Origin of the sequence: Tenacibaculum soleae (assembly GCF_030549005.1) — a bacterium.
GTDB classification, from domain to species: Bacteria; Bacteroidota; Bacteroidia; order Flavobacteriales; family Flavobacteriaceae; genus Polaribacter; species Polaribacter soleae.
This window is the reverse complement of sequence record NZ_JAUOSW010000004.1, coordinates 105,311-121,185: the sequence shown is the minus strand read 5'-3', so window position 1 is coordinate 121,185 and position 15,875 is coordinate 105,311. Positions and strand designations below refer to the sequence as shown.

General features: G+C 31.9%; 12 protein-coding genes and 2 tRNA genes. 6 read left to right on the top strand and 8 right to left on the bottom strand.

What is annotated here, in order from left to right; all coding sequences use genetic code 11:
- Positions 1–73: 73 nt before the first annotated feature.
- From Q4586_RS06965 to Q4586_RS06945, 5 genes are all read right to left on the bottom strand, one after another.
- Complete coding sequence (locus Q4586_RS06965; RefSeq protein ID WP_303527740.1) at positions 74–952, bottom strand: helix-turn-helix domain-containing protein; 879 nt, start codon at positions 950–952, stop codon at positions 74–76.
- 106 nt (positions 953–1,058) lie between these two features.
- Positions 1,059–1,247 (bottom strand): YgaP family membrane protein, encoded by a 189-nt coding sequence (locus tag Q4586_RS06960; protein ID WP_303527738.1) that lies wholly within the window; start codon positions 1,245–1,247, stop codon positions 1,059–1,061.
- A 29-nt stretch (positions 1,248–1,276) separates the two neighbouring features.
- Positions 1,277–4,471 (bottom strand): efflux RND transporter permease subunit, encoded by a 3,195-nt coding sequence (locus Q4586_RS06955; RefSeq protein WP_303527735.1) that lies wholly within the window; start codon positions 4,469–4,471, stop codon positions 1,277–1,279.
- Between the two features lie 208 nt (positions 4,472–4,679).
- On the bottom strand, positions 4,680–5,756 hold the full coding sequence (locus Q4586_RS06950) for an efflux RND transporter periplasmic adaptor subunit (protein WP_303527732.1): 1,077 nt from the start codon (positions 5,754–5,756) through the stop codon (positions 4,680–4,682).
- 102 nt (positions 5,757–5,858) lie between these two features.
- Complete coding sequence (locus Q4586_RS06945; RefSeq protein WP_303527729.1) at positions 5,859–7,163, bottom strand: TolC family protein; 1,305 nt, start codon at positions 7,161–7,163, stop codon at positions 5,859–5,861.
- Between the two features lie 210 nt (positions 7,164–7,373).
- Between Q4586_RS06945 and Q4586_RS06940 the strand changes: the two genes are divergently transcribed.
- Positions 7,374–8,372, top strand: a complete 999-nt coding sequence (locus Q4586_RS06940) for a metal-dependent hydrolase (RefSeq protein ID WP_303527726.1) — start codon at positions 7,374–7,376, stop codon at positions 8,370–8,372.
- A gap of 20 nt (positions 8,373–8,392) precedes the next feature.
- Here the strand turns inward: Q4586_RS06940 and Q4586_RS06935 are convergent, their stop codons facing one another.
- From Q4586_RS06935 to Q4586_RS06925, 3 genes are all read right to left on the bottom strand, one after another.
- On the bottom strand, positions 8,393–8,980 hold the full coding sequence (locus tag Q4586_RS06935; RefSeq protein WP_303527723.1) for a methyltransferase domain-containing protein: 588 nt from the start codon (positions 8,978–8,980) through the stop codon (positions 8,393–8,395).
- A gap of 78 nt (positions 8,981–9,058) precedes the next feature.
- Positions 9,059–10,273 carry a 2-oxoglutarate dehydrogenase complex dihydrolipoyllysine-residue succinyltransferase gene (odhB, locus tag Q4586_RS06930; RefSeq protein WP_303527721.1) on the bottom strand — a complete coding sequence of 405 codons (1,215 nt, stop codon included), beginning with the start codon at positions 10,271–10,273 and terminating at the stop codon, positions 9,059–9,061.
- 184 nt (positions 10,274–10,457) lie between these two features.
- Entirely contained in the window at positions 10,458–13,184 is a 2,727-nt protein-coding gene (locus Q4586_RS06925; protein ID WP_303527719.1) for a 2-oxoglutarate dehydrogenase E1 component, read from the bottom strand.
- A gap of 269 nt (positions 13,185–13,453) precedes the next feature.
- On the opposite strand from Q4586_RS06925, the gene Q4586_RS06920 reads away from it, so the two are divergent.
- From Q4586_RS06920 to bioD, 5 genes are all read left to right on the top strand, one after another.
- Positions 13,454–13,527: transfer RNA gene (locus tag Q4586_RS06920), tRNA-Asn, on the top strand.
- 68 nt (positions 13,528–13,595) lie between these two features.
- Positions 13,596–13,669, top strand: a tRNA-Asn gene (locus Q4586_RS06915).
- 45 nt (positions 13,670–13,714) lie between these two features.
- Complete coding sequence (locus Q4586_RS06910; RefSeq protein WP_303527716.1) at positions 13,715–14,845, top strand: aminotransferase class I/II-fold pyridoxal phosphate-dependent enzyme; 1,131 nt, start codon at positions 13,715–13,717, stop codon at positions 14,843–14,845.
- A 7-nt stretch (positions 14,846–14,852) separates the two neighbouring features.
- Positions 14,853–15,230 carry a putative signal transducing protein gene (locus Q4586_RS06905; RefSeq protein ID WP_303527713.1) on the top strand — a complete coding sequence of 126 codons (378 nt, stop codon included), beginning with the start codon at positions 14,853–14,855 and terminating at the stop codon, positions 15,228–15,230.
- Positions 15,231–15,848: a dethiobiotin synthase gene (gene bioD / locus Q4586_RS06900; protein WP_303527710.1), complete on the top strand. Its 618-nt coding sequence runs from the start codon at positions 15,231–15,233 to the stop codon at positions 15,846–15,848.
- Positions 15,849–15,875: the final 27 nt, after the last annotated feature.

The window sequence follows — 15,875 nt, the reverse complement described above, 5'->3', positions numbered from 1 at the left end:
AAAATTAAGAGGAAAGGAAAACGTACGATAGGTAAATCTGACGAATAAAATGGTAAATATCGAACCTAAAAATCTAAATATTATTATTTTTGAAAGTATTTGGGGTAAATCCTGTATGTTTTTTAAAATATTTTACAAAATTAGTTGATTCTTCAAACCCCATTAAATAAGCTAACTCTGTACTTTTAATGCTAGAATTTATTAAATTTCTTTTAGCTTCTAAAATTACAAACTCATCTATATATTGTTTTGCGGTTTTATTAATTATTTCTTTACAAACTACATTTAAATGCTTGTAGGTAATATTTAATTTATTAGCATAATAGTCAGCATTTTTATTGAGTACAAAATCACTTTTTAAAAAAGTTTGAAAACTTAAAAAGAGTTTAAATTTTTCGGACTCCTTAATATAATCTGTTTGATTCTTTTTAATTTCTTCAAGCTTAGAAAAGATGATATTAAATAAAGAATCTATAATGTGCTTCTTATTAAAGTTTTCAGATGCCTTGTAAAACTCATTAAAAAAAAGTTGAATATACGTTAGAATATTAGAAGCTTCAGGAACTTCAACTTTTGGAGAAAAGAGTTGAGGAGTTAATAATCTAATGGCTGTATTTTGAGGAATATTAGCAAGCTGGTTCTTAAAATATTCTTCAGTAAAAAGAAGTAGATACCCTTTTACACCTTTATTAAATTTAAAAGCATTCACTTGTCCTTTTGAGACATAGATAATAGCATTACTTTCTACTGTATGCCATACAAAATCGACTAAATGTTCAGTTTTTCCATTTGTATAAAAAGCTAGTTGGTAAAATTCTAATTGATGCGCTCTTTCTGGTAAATGATCAAAAATATCTTTTTTACTTTCTAAATTTTCTAAAGTAATTATTTCTATTCCATGTATTTCAGAAGATTTAGATTCAAATAATAAGTGAGGTATTTCTTTACTCATATAGTAAACGACAATAAGCAATGTTATTTATAGCTAAGTGAAAGATAGTAGATAATAAAGGAAAAATCAAGTTGTTTTAAAAACAACTTGATTTTTCAAAGGGAATCTATTTCTGAATCTTAAGCACTTTCATCAAAATGGTTTCTAACAAACACCATTTTGTAAATGCTGACTGAATTAAATTCAAGCCAATAAACACAGTAAACCACATCCAATTAGGATTTACATAAACCGTTAATATTACACTTAGTAAAACAAAAGAACCAACGATAATTCTAAAATATTTATTTAACATCTTATTTAGTTTTTAATTTATAATCAATACTATTTATAATTTTTCTTTTCAATCATATAATACACCAATGGCACAACCAATAATGTTAATACCGTTGACACAATAGTTCCTCCCATTAACGAAATTGCTAAACCTTGAAAAATCGGATCAAATAATATTACAAAAGCACCAATTACAACAGTACCAGCAGTTAATAAAATAGGCGTTGTACGTACTGCACCTGCTTCAATTGCCGCTTGTTTTAACGGAATTCCTTCGGCTAATCGTAAATTGATAAAGTCTATTAATAAAACGGAATTCCGCACCATAATTCCTGCTAAAGCAATCATACCGATAAATGAAGTTGCTGTAAAAAATGCGCCCATCATCCAATGCCCTAAAATAATTCCTATTAACGATAACGGTATTGCTACCATCATTACAATTGGTGCTTTAAAATTTTGAAACCAACCAACAATTAAAATATAAATCAAGATAATTGCTCCTAAAAAAGCGATTCCTAAATCTCTAAAAACCTCTAGTGTAATTTGCCATTCACCATCCCATTTTACGGTATAATCATCCTCAAAATCAGGTTGCCCTAAATACATTTCGTTCAATTTATAACCTTCAGGAAGTTTAATTTCATTCAACTTCGCTTCCATTCCTAAAATTGCATAGGCTGGACTCTCTAATTCACCTGCCATATCAGCCATTACATACACCACTCGCTTTTGATTTTTACGAAAAATACTTTTTGCATTTACAGTTTCAGTAATATCTACTAAATCTCCAATAGAAATCATGTTACCCTGTTTCGATTTTATTTTTAATTGTGAAATATCAGAAATGGTCGATTTTTCTTTTTCATCCAAGCTCAAAATCAACCCAACCTGACTTACAGCATTTTCATCATACAAACTCGTAATTGGGCTGTTAGCCAATGCCATATTCATGGTATATGCTATTTGTTGTGGTGCAACTCCATACAACATTGCTTTTTCTTTGTTTATTTCAAATTGATATTCAGTTTGATCATCTTCAACCATCCAATCAATATCCACAACATCTGCTGTGTTTTTTAAAATATTCTGAATGCTATTCGCTATTTTAATTTGCTCTTTATAATCAGGTCCATAAACCTCAGCAACAATTGTTGATAAAACCGGTGGTCCTGGTGGTACCTCAACCAATTTTACATTTGCATTGTATTTTGCTGCAATTTTTTGCATTTCAGGACGTAGTAATTTTGCAATACCATGACTTTGAATCGTTCGTTTTCCTTTATCAACCAAATTTACTTGAATATCAGCCATGTTAGATCCACCACGCAAATCGTAATGACGAACCAATCCGTTAAAAGTTATCGGAGCAGAAGTACCAATATAATTTTGATAATTCACCACTTCTGGTCTTGTTGCCAAATACTGAGCAATTTCTTGTGTAACAACCGCTGTACGTTCTAAAGTTGTACCCTCTGGCATATCAATTACTACTTGAAACTCGTTTTTATTATCAAAAGGTAACATTTTAACTGCAACCGAATTTGTAAAAAACAATAACATTGTTACCATTAACACAACAAATGTTCCTCCTAAAAACAACCACCTTTTTGTTTTATTCTCTAATAAAGGCCTTTCAAACTTATTGTAAATTCTGTAAATAAATGTTTCTTCTAATGGTTTCTCAACCTTTTCTACACTACTCTTTTTATCTTTTTCACGTAAAAAAATGTATCCTAAATAAGGTGTAATCGTTAAAGCAACAAATAATGACAAAATCATTGCTATCGAGGCTCCAATAGGCATTGGCGCCATGTAAGGCCCCATTAAACCAGATACAAAAGCCATTGGTAAAACAGAAGCAATTACTGTAAATGTTGCTAAAATTGTTGGGTTCCCAACTTCATTTATCGCATATAAAGCTGCTTGTTTAAAAGGCAAACGTTTCATTTTAAAATGTCGGTGCATGTTTTCGGCTATAATAATGGAATCATCTACCACAATACCCGTTACAAAAACCAAGGCGAAAAGCGTAATTCGGTTTAAGGTATAATCTAACATGTAGTAACTTAACAGTGTTAAAGCAAACGTAATTGGCACCGATAAAAACACCACTAAGCCACCACGCCAACCCATTGCTAACATAACTACTAAAGTAACCGCAATGATTGACCCAATAAGATGCAATAATAATTCAGATACTTTATGTGATGCAGTTTCTCCGTAATTTCTAGTAACTTCTACATGTACATCATCAGGAATTAAAGTAGTACGTAAACGTGTTACCTTTGCTAAAATCGATTCTGCAATTTTCATTGCATCTGCCCCTTTTCTTTTAGCTATAGACAAAGTAACTGCAGGATATTCCGATTTGTAATCGGATGATTTTACACTTCCTTTTCCAAAACCTAAAGACACATAATTTTGAGGTATTTCAGGGCCATCAACAATTGTAGCGATTTGCTTTAAATAAATTGGTTGATTTTGCTGCACACCAACCACTAAATTTTCAACATCAGTAACAGAAGTTAAAAACTTACCTGTATTTACTAAAAACTCAGTATCATTCTTATCAAAACTTCCCGATTTTAACTGCGTATTATTAGCTTTAATCATTTCTGAAACTGATAAGAAATCTAATCCGCTTGCAGCCAATTTATCCTTGTCTAAAACTACTCTTAACTGACGATTTCTTCCTCCAATTTTATGCGTAATAGAAACATCGTTTATCTTTTTAATTTCCGATTCTAATTCTTGCGCCATTTGATTCAACTGAAAATCATCATAATGCTCGCTCCACAAAGTTAACCCCAACATCGGTACATCATCAATTGCACGTGTTTTTACTAACGGAAACGTAACACCTTTTGGCATTTGATCCATATGCTTATTAATTTCATTGTACAATTTTACAAACGAACGCTCAATATCTTCACCCACATAAAACTGCACAATAACCATTGCCTTTTCGTTCATCGATGTAGAATACACGTACTCAACACCTTTAATATTCGAAATTAATTTTTCTAAAGGCTTTACAACTCTAGACTCAACTTCTGTAGGACTCGCTCCTGGATATCCAACAAAAATATCCGCCATTGGCACATCAATCTGTGGCTCTTCTTCTCTTGGTATTAAAAACGAGCTGTACACTCCAATAACCATAAAAACGATCATTAAAAGCACTGTAAGCTTAGAACCAATAAAGACTTTTGCAATTTCCCCTGCTAAACCTTCTTTCATATTTTTATATTTTTTTAGGCGTTTTAACAAGCTATCCGTTTCAATCTTTTTACGCAGTTCTCGATACAAATTTGCTTGGGCAAATTCACTCGAACTGACATAAAAAGGATTTTCACTACTATCTCTAACGCAATTCTTTACTATTCTTAATCTATTCCTTCAAAACAGCATACATACTACTCACTGCCCATCATTTACTAACAACTGCCTACTGAACACTTATTTTAACTCCATTAAATAGTTTTCCTTCAGCTGAAACGATATACGATTCACTAGAATTTAAACCTGATAAAACCTCAACTTTATTACCATAAACTCTTCCCAAACGCAACCAACGTAACAATGCTGTATTACGCTGACTTACCGTATAAACACCAGATAATTGACCGTTTTTAACAATTGCTTTTTTAGGAATTAATACCGATGACGATTTTACTTTCCTTTTTACAGGAAATTGGACTGTAGAAAACATACCCGATAAAATATTCACAGCTGTTTTTTCTAACGCTATTTTTACTAAATACTGACCTCCTGTATTTTTAGCAGAAATACTAACCTCACTAACTTTTCCTTTAATCGTTTTATCTATCGATTTAACTAAAACAGTAACTGCTACTCCATTTTTAATTTGTGCTATCTCTGTTTCAGGAACCATTGCTATTACCTCAAAATACTTAGGCGTTTCTAAACTAATTAAAGGAACACCAGGAGTTGCCATATCACCATTTTCTATATTCTTACTTGTAATAACACCTGTAAAAGGAGCTCTAATATTCGAATAAGCAAACTGAGCATTAATTTCGTTCCTTTGCTGTTTTGCAGCTTCTAAACCCGCTTTTGCCATTTCGTAATTAGCAGTCATATCATCCATTTCTTTCTGACTAACACTCGTACTTGCGAATAAATTTTTAAAACGATTGTAATTCTTTTCAGCATTATTAAAAGCAGTTTTAGCTTGTGAAATCCCTGCTTTTATCTGTGCTTTTTTAGCCTGTAAATCAGTATTATTAATAGAAACTAACAATTGCCCCTTTTTAACCTTATCACCAACATTTACATGTACTTTTTTAACGTACCCCATAATTCTAGTACTTAAATCGGCACTATTTACAGCTTGTATTTTTCCACTTACTGATAAAAATTGACCATTATTGCTTTCAGTAATCTTACTCACTTGAACTTTAATCGGTGGAGAATTATCTACAGCTTCTTCTTTATGCTCTTTACCACAATTTGCAAATGTTAATGCAACAGATAAAATTAGAATTGTATATATATATTTCATTTTATAGTTTGTTTATAATTTTAGGTTTCGACTGCGCTCAACCAGACATTTTTTTTTAAGATTATTTTACTAAAAACTGCAACTGCTTACTGTCAACTATTTTCATTCTTTAGTTAAAAATTCTAAATACACTTGTGTAAAATTGTATTCGAAAACAGTTTGATTATACGCTAATTCTTTTTGCAAAAACTGAGTTTCTGCTAGTAACAAATCAGCTGTTTTTTCTAAACCTTCTTTAAACCTGTTTTTTCTAATTCTTAAAGACTCTTTAGACTGCTCAACTGCTAAAGCTGTTAATGTTAATTTATTTTTAGCATCTACTAATTGACGTTTTACTTTATTTAGTTCTAAGTTACTTTTAGACACATATTGATTGTACGCTAACTTAGATTTCTCTAATTCAGCTTTACTCTTTTGTATTTTTCCAAAACGTTTTGCCCCTTTAAAAATATCCCAGCTTAATTGTGCTCCAACCAGATAACCATTTGCACTACCTTTAAACACCTTATCATCGTACATTTCATAACTTCCAAAAGCATTTAAGCGTGGTAAAAAAGCCATTTTATCAGCCTTATTCATTTCCTCGTATCCTTTTAAAGCTAGCTGCATCGCTTTTATGTCTGCCCTATTTTCTGAAATGACTCTTTCATCAATATTAAAACTAGCAACTAATAAATTCTCAGTAGGTTTATATACAACATAACTCTTATCGTTCATTAAAAACGAGATGTAGTTTGATGCATTTTGCACATTACTTTTTGCCACTTGCAACTGGTTTTTAACCTCTGTAACTCGTACTTCTATATTTAAAACATCTGTACGTTGTAAAAAACCTTGTTCATAACGATTATCAGCCATTTTTTTATTAGTCATTGTAGTTTTTAAAGCTTTCTCTAACACACTAACTGCTTTATATGCGAGTTGTAATTGCATGTAAGATTTCTCTACCTCTAATAACAAATAATCTTTCGTGCGCTCAGTTTTTAAAGACATTGCTTCCATTTTAGATTTTGCAGCTTTTCTTTGATAAAGACCATCTAAATTTATTAATGGTTGTTGAATTTCTAATTTTGTTGCAAAATTTTGAGTTCTTTCAGGATCATTTAACAAAGCTGGATTAAAATCATTTTGTGTTAAAATTTCTTGATTCAATTTAGAGCCAAATGCCATTAATGGGTTTGTAGTTGAAATACCTGTATGACTTGCTGTAATATTTGGTAAAAAAACCGCATTTGTTTGGTTAAAATCTGCTTTTGCTGCTAAAAAATCTTGTTGGGACATTTTTATAGCGTCGTTATTTTCTTTTACTTTAGATATAACATCTTCTTTAGTAATAACTATTACCTCTTGTGCTTTTGCAAAAAGAGTAAATAATATAAAAAACAGTATTAATACTTTATTATTCATGCTACAGTTCAATTAAGTTACTGCAAACTTAGCTGCATAATAAATAATTGTTAGTAACATTTGTTACCATCTGATTTGCTTTCTATAAAGATTATTTGAGTAAAATTTTATAATTAAAAAGTAAAAATCTCTATTTTCATAAAGTTTAACAAAAAACTTAGCTGAACTTCTATACACTATTTAACCTGCTTCGTTTATTTTTGTGAACCTATGGATTCATTAACTCAAATTGTATTAGGAGCTGCCGTTGGCGAAGCTGTTTTAGGTAAAAAAATTGGAAACAAAGCAATGTTATATGGGGCTATTGCTGGTACTATTCCCGATTTAGATGTCTTTGCTTCATTTTTCACAGACAAAGTAACGGCACTTTATATACATAGAGGATTTACTCATTCTATTGTGTTTTCAGTACTTTTTGCACCCATTTTAGCTTGGATTGTTTCACGTTACGAAAAGTATAAAGATTTTAAAAATTGGACATTACTATTTTTCTTATCATTTGTAACACATCCTATTTTAGATGCCCATACCACTTGGGGAACGCAATTATTTTGGCCTTTTGATATCCGATTGGCTTTTAAAAACATATTTGTAATTGACCCTCTTTATACATTGCCTTTTTTAGTGTTTTTAATTTTTGCAATGACACAAAAACGCACTTCTGAAAAACGTCGTTTTTATAATAAAATGGGATTAATAGTTAGTTCTTCTTACTTAGTGCTTACATTACTATTAAAATGGATAGCCTTTAATCAATTTGAAACAGCTTTAAAAAATCAAAATATTGCTTACTCAGAAATTGATACGAGACCTTCACCTTTAAATACTATACTTTGGAGTGCTAACGTGCAGACTGAAGATTCTTTTTTATTGGGTAATTATTCATTTTTTGATACGCAGCCTATTACTTTTACAAAATATCCAAAGAATCATAATTTATTAGAAAGTCTTACTGAAGACAAAAATGTTAAGCGTATGATCTCAATTTCCGAAGGTTGGTTTACCATCAATAAAAAGGACGATCAACTTTATTTTAACGATTTACGATTTGGTCTTTTAAGTCTTAAACCAAAAGCCGAAAATTTCGTTTTTAAATATAAAATAACAGTTGATGATTCAGGAGATGTACTATTCACTGAAGAACCAAAAGATAGACGTGATGGTAAAAAATTAATATCTGACTTATGGGTACGCTTAAAAGGTAATTAAACATTCTCCCTAATAAATAATTAAACTTTACATTTTATAAACTTTATAAATAGTTCCATTTCTTGCCTGTTATGGCATGAATTATAACATTTTTCAAAAACATTAAAAGTAAAATACGGTTTAAAATATGTTATATACGCTGCTTTATCCCCACCAAAAGGAGGATGATCTTCATTTAATTTAGCATTAAAAAGAAGTCCCACTAATTTTCCGTTTTCTTTTAATATCGCATTCATTTTTTCAGCATACTTACTTCTCAAATTGGGATTTAATGCACAAAAAAAAGTTTGCTCAACTACCAAGTCAAACGTCATATCTAAATCAAAAAAATCTCCAAGAATTAATTGGTTATCAGGGAAATAAGGAACTCTATTTTGTATATTCCCTAAAGCTGTCTCAGATAAATCTACAATAAAAACATTCTTAAATCCCTTATTAAAAAGATACTCTGCTTCATAAGAATTACCGCCTCCTGGAATTAATATTTTTAATTCCTTATCTTCTAACTGATCAAAATAAGCTTTTAAAGGCGGTGAAACTTCTCCTAAGTCCCAACCCGTTTTATTAGCCTTATACTTATTCTCCCAAAAATCTTTAGACAGATTCATTTTTCTTTATTTTTTTTAATAAAAAAGCCTACACAAAAAATGCGTAGGCTTTCCAATTTATACTTTATTAATAGAAAACTACATTTCTAATGCTTTTTTAGGATTGTTGTCCATTAACAATTCCATCGGGTTCTCTAAAGCTTCTTTTACAGCCACTAAAAATCCAACAGACTCACGACCATCAATAATACGATGATCATAAGATAAGGCAACATACATAATTGGCTGAATAACGACTTCTCCATTTACTGCCATCGGACGATTAACAATATTATGCATTCCTAAAATTCCACTTTGTGGAGGGTTAATAATCGGTGTAGATAACATTGATCCAAATACACCACCGTTCGTAATAGTAAACGTACCTCCAGTCATTTCATCAACTGTAATTTGACCATCACGAGCACGTAAAGCCAAACGTTTTACTTCACTTTCAACACCTCTAAACGATAAATTTTCGGCATTTCTAATTACAGGTACCATTAATCCTTTAGGACCAGAAACTGCGATAGATATATCTTGAAAATCGTGTTTTATTTGAAAATCTCCATCAATCATAGAGTTTACATCAGGATACATTTTTAACGCTCTAACAACAGCTAAAGTAAAGAAAGACATAAATCCTAACCCAACACCGTGCTTCGCTTTAAAATCTTCTTTATACTCCTTACGTAAATCAAAAATTGGCTGCATGTTTACTTCGTTAAACGTAGTTAACATAGCTGTTTCGCTTTTTACAGCAACTAAACGTTGTGCTACCTTACGACGTAACATTGACATTTTTTTACGCTCCGTACCACGCGAACCATTTGCAGGTTGCGTTCCCATAGAAGGTATCGCTTTTACAGCATCTTCTTTAGTAACACGCCCATCTTTTCCTGTTCCTTTCACGCTTGCAGCATCCATTCCTTTTTCAGCTAAAACTTTCTTAGCTGCAGGTGATGCTGTTCCGGTTGCATACGTTGCAGGTTTAGCTTCTTCTTTTTTAGGAGCTTCAGCTTTTGGAGCTTCTGCTTTTTTTGTTTCAGCTGATGCGCCACCTTCAGGTTTTGCTGCGCTCATATCAATCAAACAAACTACAGCGCCCACCTCAACAGCATCGCCTTCCTCAGCCTTTAAAGTGATAATTCCGCTTTCTTCCGCAGGCAATTCTAACGTTGCTTTGTCAGAATCTACTTCGGCAATTGGCTGATCTTTTTCAACATAATCACCATCTTCCACTAACCAAGTTGCTATTTCTACTTCTGTAATCGATTCTCCCGGAGAAGGAACTTTCATTTCTAAAACACTCATGTTTCTTTTTTTTTATTCTGAAATATTTTATTTCTTTTATTTGGGCGTTCGGGCGGGCTTTTCACTATATCTTTTTTGCTGCATTCTCGATACAAATTTGTTCATTCTTCACAAATTCACTCGAATTGGCTGCAAAAAAGGATGCCGTTTCAATCCCTAACGCATGCACTTACTTTTTATCGTATTAATCAAAGACCTTGTCTAATACTTGCTGATGTCTTTGCTTATATCTTGTACTTGAACCAGCTGCTGGTGCCGATTTATAATCTCTCGACGCACATTCTAACTTTGCCAATTCAAAACGCTCTAACATATAACTCCAAGACCCCATATTTTTAGGCTCTTCTTGTGCCCAAACATAGCGTGCTACATTTGGATATAGATCCATTACTTCCTTAATTTTATCTAAATGTAATGGAAATAATTGTTCTATTCTAATTAAAGCAACATCTTCTCTTCCTAGTTTTTCACGTTCTTCTAACATATCGTAGTAAAACTTACCAGTACAAAAAACCATTTTTTTAACTTTAGAAGCATCAACAGTATCGTTTATAACTTCTTGGAAAGATCCGTTTGCTAAATCTTCAATCGGATTTACCGCTTTTGGTAAACGCAATAAACTTTTTGGTGTAAAAACCACTAAAGGTTTTCTAAAATCACGTTTCATCTGACGACGTAATATGTGATACATATTTGCAGGTGTAGAACAATTTGCTATCGTCCAGTTATCAACTGCTGACGACTGTAAAAAACGCTCTATCCTTCCTGATGAATGCTCAGGCCCTTGCCCTTCATATCCATGAGGCAATAACATTACCAATCCATTTTGCAATTTCCATTTAGCTTCTGCCGATGAAATGTATTGATCAAATACAATTTGTGCTCCGTTGGCAAAATCACCAAACTGTGCTTCCCAAATAGTTAACGTATTTGGTGCAGCCATGGCATACCCATAATCAAATCCTAAAACTCCATATTCAGATAAGTGTGAATTGAAAATAGTCATTTCACCTTTATTTTTCGGGTTGGTGTTTAATAAATTTACACGCTCTAAGGTTTCCTCATCCCGCATAATTGCATGACGGTGCGAGAAAGTTCCTCTTTCTACATCTTCACCTGAAATACGTACATTAAAACCTTCTTCTAACAAGGTACCGTATGCTAAATTTTCGGCAGTTCCCCAATCTAAAGAGTTCTGATCAAAAACCATTTTTTTACGTCCTTGTAAAATACGTTCTGCTTTACGTACAAATTTGTATCCTTCAGGGGTTGTTGAAATTACTTTTGCTATATCTTTTAACGCTTCAACCGAGTATGTTGTATCTACTGGTTGCAGCATGTCTTGTAATTGCTTTCTTATAAACCCATCCCAAACTTCTGGCATGAATTCTTGAATTTTAGAAGTCGTTTTCTTTTTAGATTCTGTAAATTCAGCTTCTAAATGCGCTTTAAACTCTGCGGTAATTTCCGTTACATAATCTGCTGAAATGCTTCCCTCTTCAATTAATTTAGCAGCATATAATTCTTTCGCATTTTTATGCTTAGAAATTGCTTTATATAATTTAGGTTGCGTAAAACGAGGCTCATCACCTTCGTTATGCCCGTATTTACGATATCCTAATAAATCAATATAAATGTCTTTTTTAAATTTCATTCGATACTCAACAGCCATTTCCATTGCATGACAAACCGCTTCTGCATCATCTGCATTTACGTGTAATACTGGCGACAATGTTACTTTAGCTACATCAGTACAATAAGTACTTGAACGTGCATCTAAGTAATTGGTTGTAAAACCAACTTGGTTATTTACTACCACATGAATGGTTCCTCCTGTTTTATATCCGTTTAAGGTCATCATTTGTGCCATTTCATACACAATTCCCTGACCAGCAATAGCCGCATCACCATGCACTAAAATAGGCATTATTTTTGCGTTATCGCCCTTATAATCTAAATCTACCTTTGCACGAACAATACCTTCAGCAACTGCATCTACAGTTTCTAAATGTGATGGATTTGGCACCAAATTCATCTTCATTTTTTGTCCGCCTTTATAGGCTTTACTTAATGTTAACCCTAAGTGATATTTTACATCTCCATCAATATCTTGATCTTCAAAATCTTTTCCTTCAAACTCGCTAAATAAATCGCGAACAGGTTTTTTAAAGATATTTACCAAAGTGTTTAAACGACCACGGTGTGCCATTCCTAACACACATTCTTCCACGCCATATTTTTCGGCAGCATCACGAAGTGCAACACTCATTCCTGGAATTAGCGTTTCTCCTCCTTCAACTGAAAATCGTTTTTGACCTACGTATTTTGTTTGTAAAAAACTTTCGAAAGTTGATGCTTGGTTTAACTTGGTAAGAATATATTTTTTAGCTTCAACATCATATTTTGGTTGATTTCCATTTTTATTCAAACGGTTTTGCCACCATTTTAATTCTTCTGGGCTACGCAAATACATATATTCAACACCAATACTATCACAAAAAATAGCTTTTAAGTGCTTAATTATTTCGGCTAATGTTTTTGCACCGATTCCTAAAACTTCACCTGCGTTAAAAACGGTTGTTAAATCTGATTTTGTTAACCCAAAATTTTCAACCTCTAATGAAGGCGTATATTTTCTACGCTCACGAACTGGATTTGTTTCTGTAAAAAGGTGTCCTCTTGTACGGTAACCATTTATTAAATCAATTACTAAAAATTCTTTACGTACTTCTTCAGGTATTTCAACAGAAGTTTCTTCATCAGTCAACGAATAATTTTCGTTTGCTAAATCATATCCCTGAAAAAAACTTCTCCAACTTGGTTCTACTGCATCAGGATTTTTTTGATACTGTTCGTATAAATCACCTATAAAACTGGTATGTACTGCGTTTAAGAACGAAAACTTGTCCATATATCTTGTTATGCTTTTCTATCAATAAGAATAATAGATACAAAAATACAACTTTTACCAAAAATAAAACTTTTTTTCATGCTTATTTTAAAGCATCAAGTTAGGATATTAATAGGTATAACTTTTTTTATTTTTATTTTTTCATCACAATAAAGCTTTATAAATCAGCAGAAAACGTTTTTAATTTAATTTTTTATCAAAAAAAATTTGCAGATACAAAAAAAGCCCTTAAATTTGCACTCGCATTTTAAAACAATTACGTTTTAAATTCCTCCTTAGCTCAGTTGGTTAGAGCATCTGACTGTTAATCAGAGGGTCCTTGGTTCGAGTCCAAGAGGAGGAGCTAAAATGCTAAAGGCAACGTAGCAGCCGATAATTGCTACATTTTACATATTTGTTCTATATGAACATTCCTCTTTAGCTCAGTTGGTTAGAGCATCTGACTGTTAATCAGAGGGTCCAAGGTTCGAGTCCTTGAAGAGGAGCAAAAAAGACTTACATTCATGTAGGTCTTTTTGTATTTTTACACTATGCAATTTCCCAAAAAACTTACTCAAAAAATAATAGCGCGTAAAAAAAATCAAGCACTGCGTTTACTTGGTAAAGAAAACAATGTAATTGATTTTTCTTCGAATGATTATTTAGGGTTTTCAAAAAGTAAAATACTATTTAACAAAACACATCAACTTTTAATTGACAATAACTTAACAATTAATGGAGCAACTGGATCAAGATTACTTTCCGGGAATAGTCAATTATATAATACTCTTGAGGTAGATATAGCAACTTTTCATCAAACAGAAAAAGCATTAATTTTTAATTCTGGTTACGATGCTAATATTGGTTTTTTTTCAGCTGTACCACAACGTGGCGATATCATTTTGTATGATGAATTTATTCATGCCTCTATTCGCGACGGTATAAAATTATCAAATGCAAAAGCCTATAAATTTAAACATAATGATTTAACTCATTTAAAGGAAATTCTAAAAAGAGTTCAACAAAATGATGCGCATATTTACGTAGTTACAGAATCGGTTTTTTCAATGGATGGTGATTCTCCTGACTTAATTAATTTAGTAGCGATTTGTAAAAAAAACAATGCCTATTTAATTGTTGATGAAGCACATGCTTTAGGAGTTTTTAACTTCGGATTGATTCAAGAATTAAATTTACAAACGGATGTTTTTGCAAGAATAGTAACCTTTGGTAAAGCCTTTGGATGCCATGGTGCTGCAATTTTAGGAAGCAAAGAACTACAACAGTATTTAATAAATTTTGCCCGTAGTTTTATATATACCACAGGATTATCTCCACACGCATTAGCCACTATAAAGTGTGTTTATACAGAATTTAGAGGTTCAACGGGTATTGAAAAATTTAAAAAACTACAACAAAACATACTGCATTTTACATCAGAAGTAAAAAGACTAAACCTAAATTTTATTATCAGTAATTCTGCTATTCATTGCTGCATTATTTCTGGTAATAAAAACGTAAAATTAATCGCAAAGCAGCTTTCAGAAAAAGGATTTAATGTAAAACCAATTTTATCGCCAACCGTTAAAAAAGGAGAAGAACGATTACGTTTTTGTTTACACTCATACAATTCTAGACAAGAAATTACCAATATTTTAGAACATCTTGCTATTTTTGTTTAAAAATACAATGCGCGATAATTACACTATTTTAACCGTTTTTGAATATTCTACCGAAGCTCATCTTGTTAAGTCTAGACTAGATTCTGATGATATCAGAACTTTATTGATGGATGAAAAAACAATTGATTCTGACCCTTTAATAAGTCAAGCAATTGGAGGTGTAAAACTATTAGTACATAATGATGATTTAGAAAAAGCGTTGACTATTTACAATGAAATTAGAACTTATGAAAAAAATGAAAACGGAGAAGCTATTCACTGTAAAAACTGCAATTCTTCTAAAACGTTAGTTGCCCCAACACAACGAAAAAGTTTTTTTTACATCTTGTTTCCTTTTTTTGAAAGCAGAAAATTAATTTGTAACGATTGCAAAACAATCTTTTAAATGAAAAAATATTTTATTACTGGAATTTCTACTGAGGTAGGAAAAACTGTCGCTTCAGCAATTGTAACCGAAGCTTTACAAGCCGATTACTGGAAACCTATACAGGCTGGTGAATTAGAGGATTCCGATTCTCATAAAATTAAAAAGTTTATTTCTAATAAAAAAACAGTAATTCATCCAAACTCCTATGCTTTAAAAACACCTATGAGTCCGCATGCTGCTGCAGAAATAGATGGAGTTACAGTTGAATTATCAAAAATTAACGAACCAAAAACTAACAACAATTTAGTTATAGAAGGCGCCGGCGGATTACTGGTTCCGTTAAATAATTCCGATACAATTTTAGACATTATCAAACTCAACTATAAAGTAATTGTTGTTTCTCGTCATTATTTAGGCAGCATTAATCATACTTTGTTAACCGTAAAATTATTACAAGAAAAAGGCTTTGATGTTGCTATTATTTTCTCTGGAGATGAACATAAAACCACAGAAGAAATCATCAAAAAAATGACTAACGTTACTGTAATTGGTCGTATTGATGAAGAACCTTACTTTGATAAAAATGTAGTAAAAGAATATGCTGAACTTTTTAAAGAAAAGCTACTAAATTTATAAACGCCTAACTGAACTTTTTATCAGTAA

Bases quoted from the DNA above. Each gene is read 5' to 3' on its own strand.
- Q4586_RS06965 (WP_303527740.1), bottom strand. From the start codon at position 952: ATGAGTAAAGAAATACCTCACTTATTATTTGAATCTAAATCTTCTGAA.
- Q4586_RS06960 (WP_303527738.1), bottom strand. From the start codon at position 1,247: ATGTTAAATAAATATTTTAGAATTATCGTTGGTTCTTTTGTTTTACTA.
- Q4586_RS06955 (WP_303527735.1), bottom strand. From the start codon at position 4,471: ATGAAAGAAGGTTTAGCAGGGGAAATTGCAAAAGTCTTTATTGGTTCT.
- Q4586_RS06950 (WP_303527732.1), bottom strand. From the start codon at position 5,756: ATGAAATATATATATACAATTCTAATTTTATCTGTTGCATTAACATTT.
- Q4586_RS06945 (WP_303527729.1), bottom strand. From the start codon at position 7,163: ATGAATAATAAAGTATTAATACTGTTTTTTATATTATTTACTCTTTTT.
- Q4586_RS06940 (WP_303527726.1), top strand. From the start codon at position 7,374: ATGGATTCATTAACTCAAATTGTATTAGGAGCTGCCGTTGGCGAAGCT.
- Q4586_RS06935 (WP_303527723.1), bottom strand. From the start codon at position 8,980: ATGAATCTGTCTAAAGATTTTTGGGAGAATAAGTATAAGGCTAATAAA.
- odhB (WP_303527721.1), bottom strand. From the start codon at position 10,273: ATGAGTGTTTTAGAAATGAAAGTTCCTTCTCCGGGAGAATCGATTACA.
- Q4586_RS06925 (WP_303527719.1), bottom strand. From the start codon at position 13,184: ATGGACAAGTTTTCGTTCTTAAACGCAGTACATACCAGTTTTATAGGT.
- Q4586_RS06910 (WP_303527716.1), top strand. From the start codon at position 13,715: ATGCAATTTCCCAAAAAACTTACTCAAAAAATAATAGCGCGTAAAAAA.
- Q4586_RS06905 (WP_303527713.1), top strand. From the start codon at position 14,853: ATGCGCGATAATTACACTATTTTAACCGTTTTTGAATATTCTACCGAA.
- bioD (WP_303527710.1), top strand. From the start codon at position 15,231: ATGAAAAAATATTTTATTACTGGAATTTCTACTGAGGTAGGAAAAACT.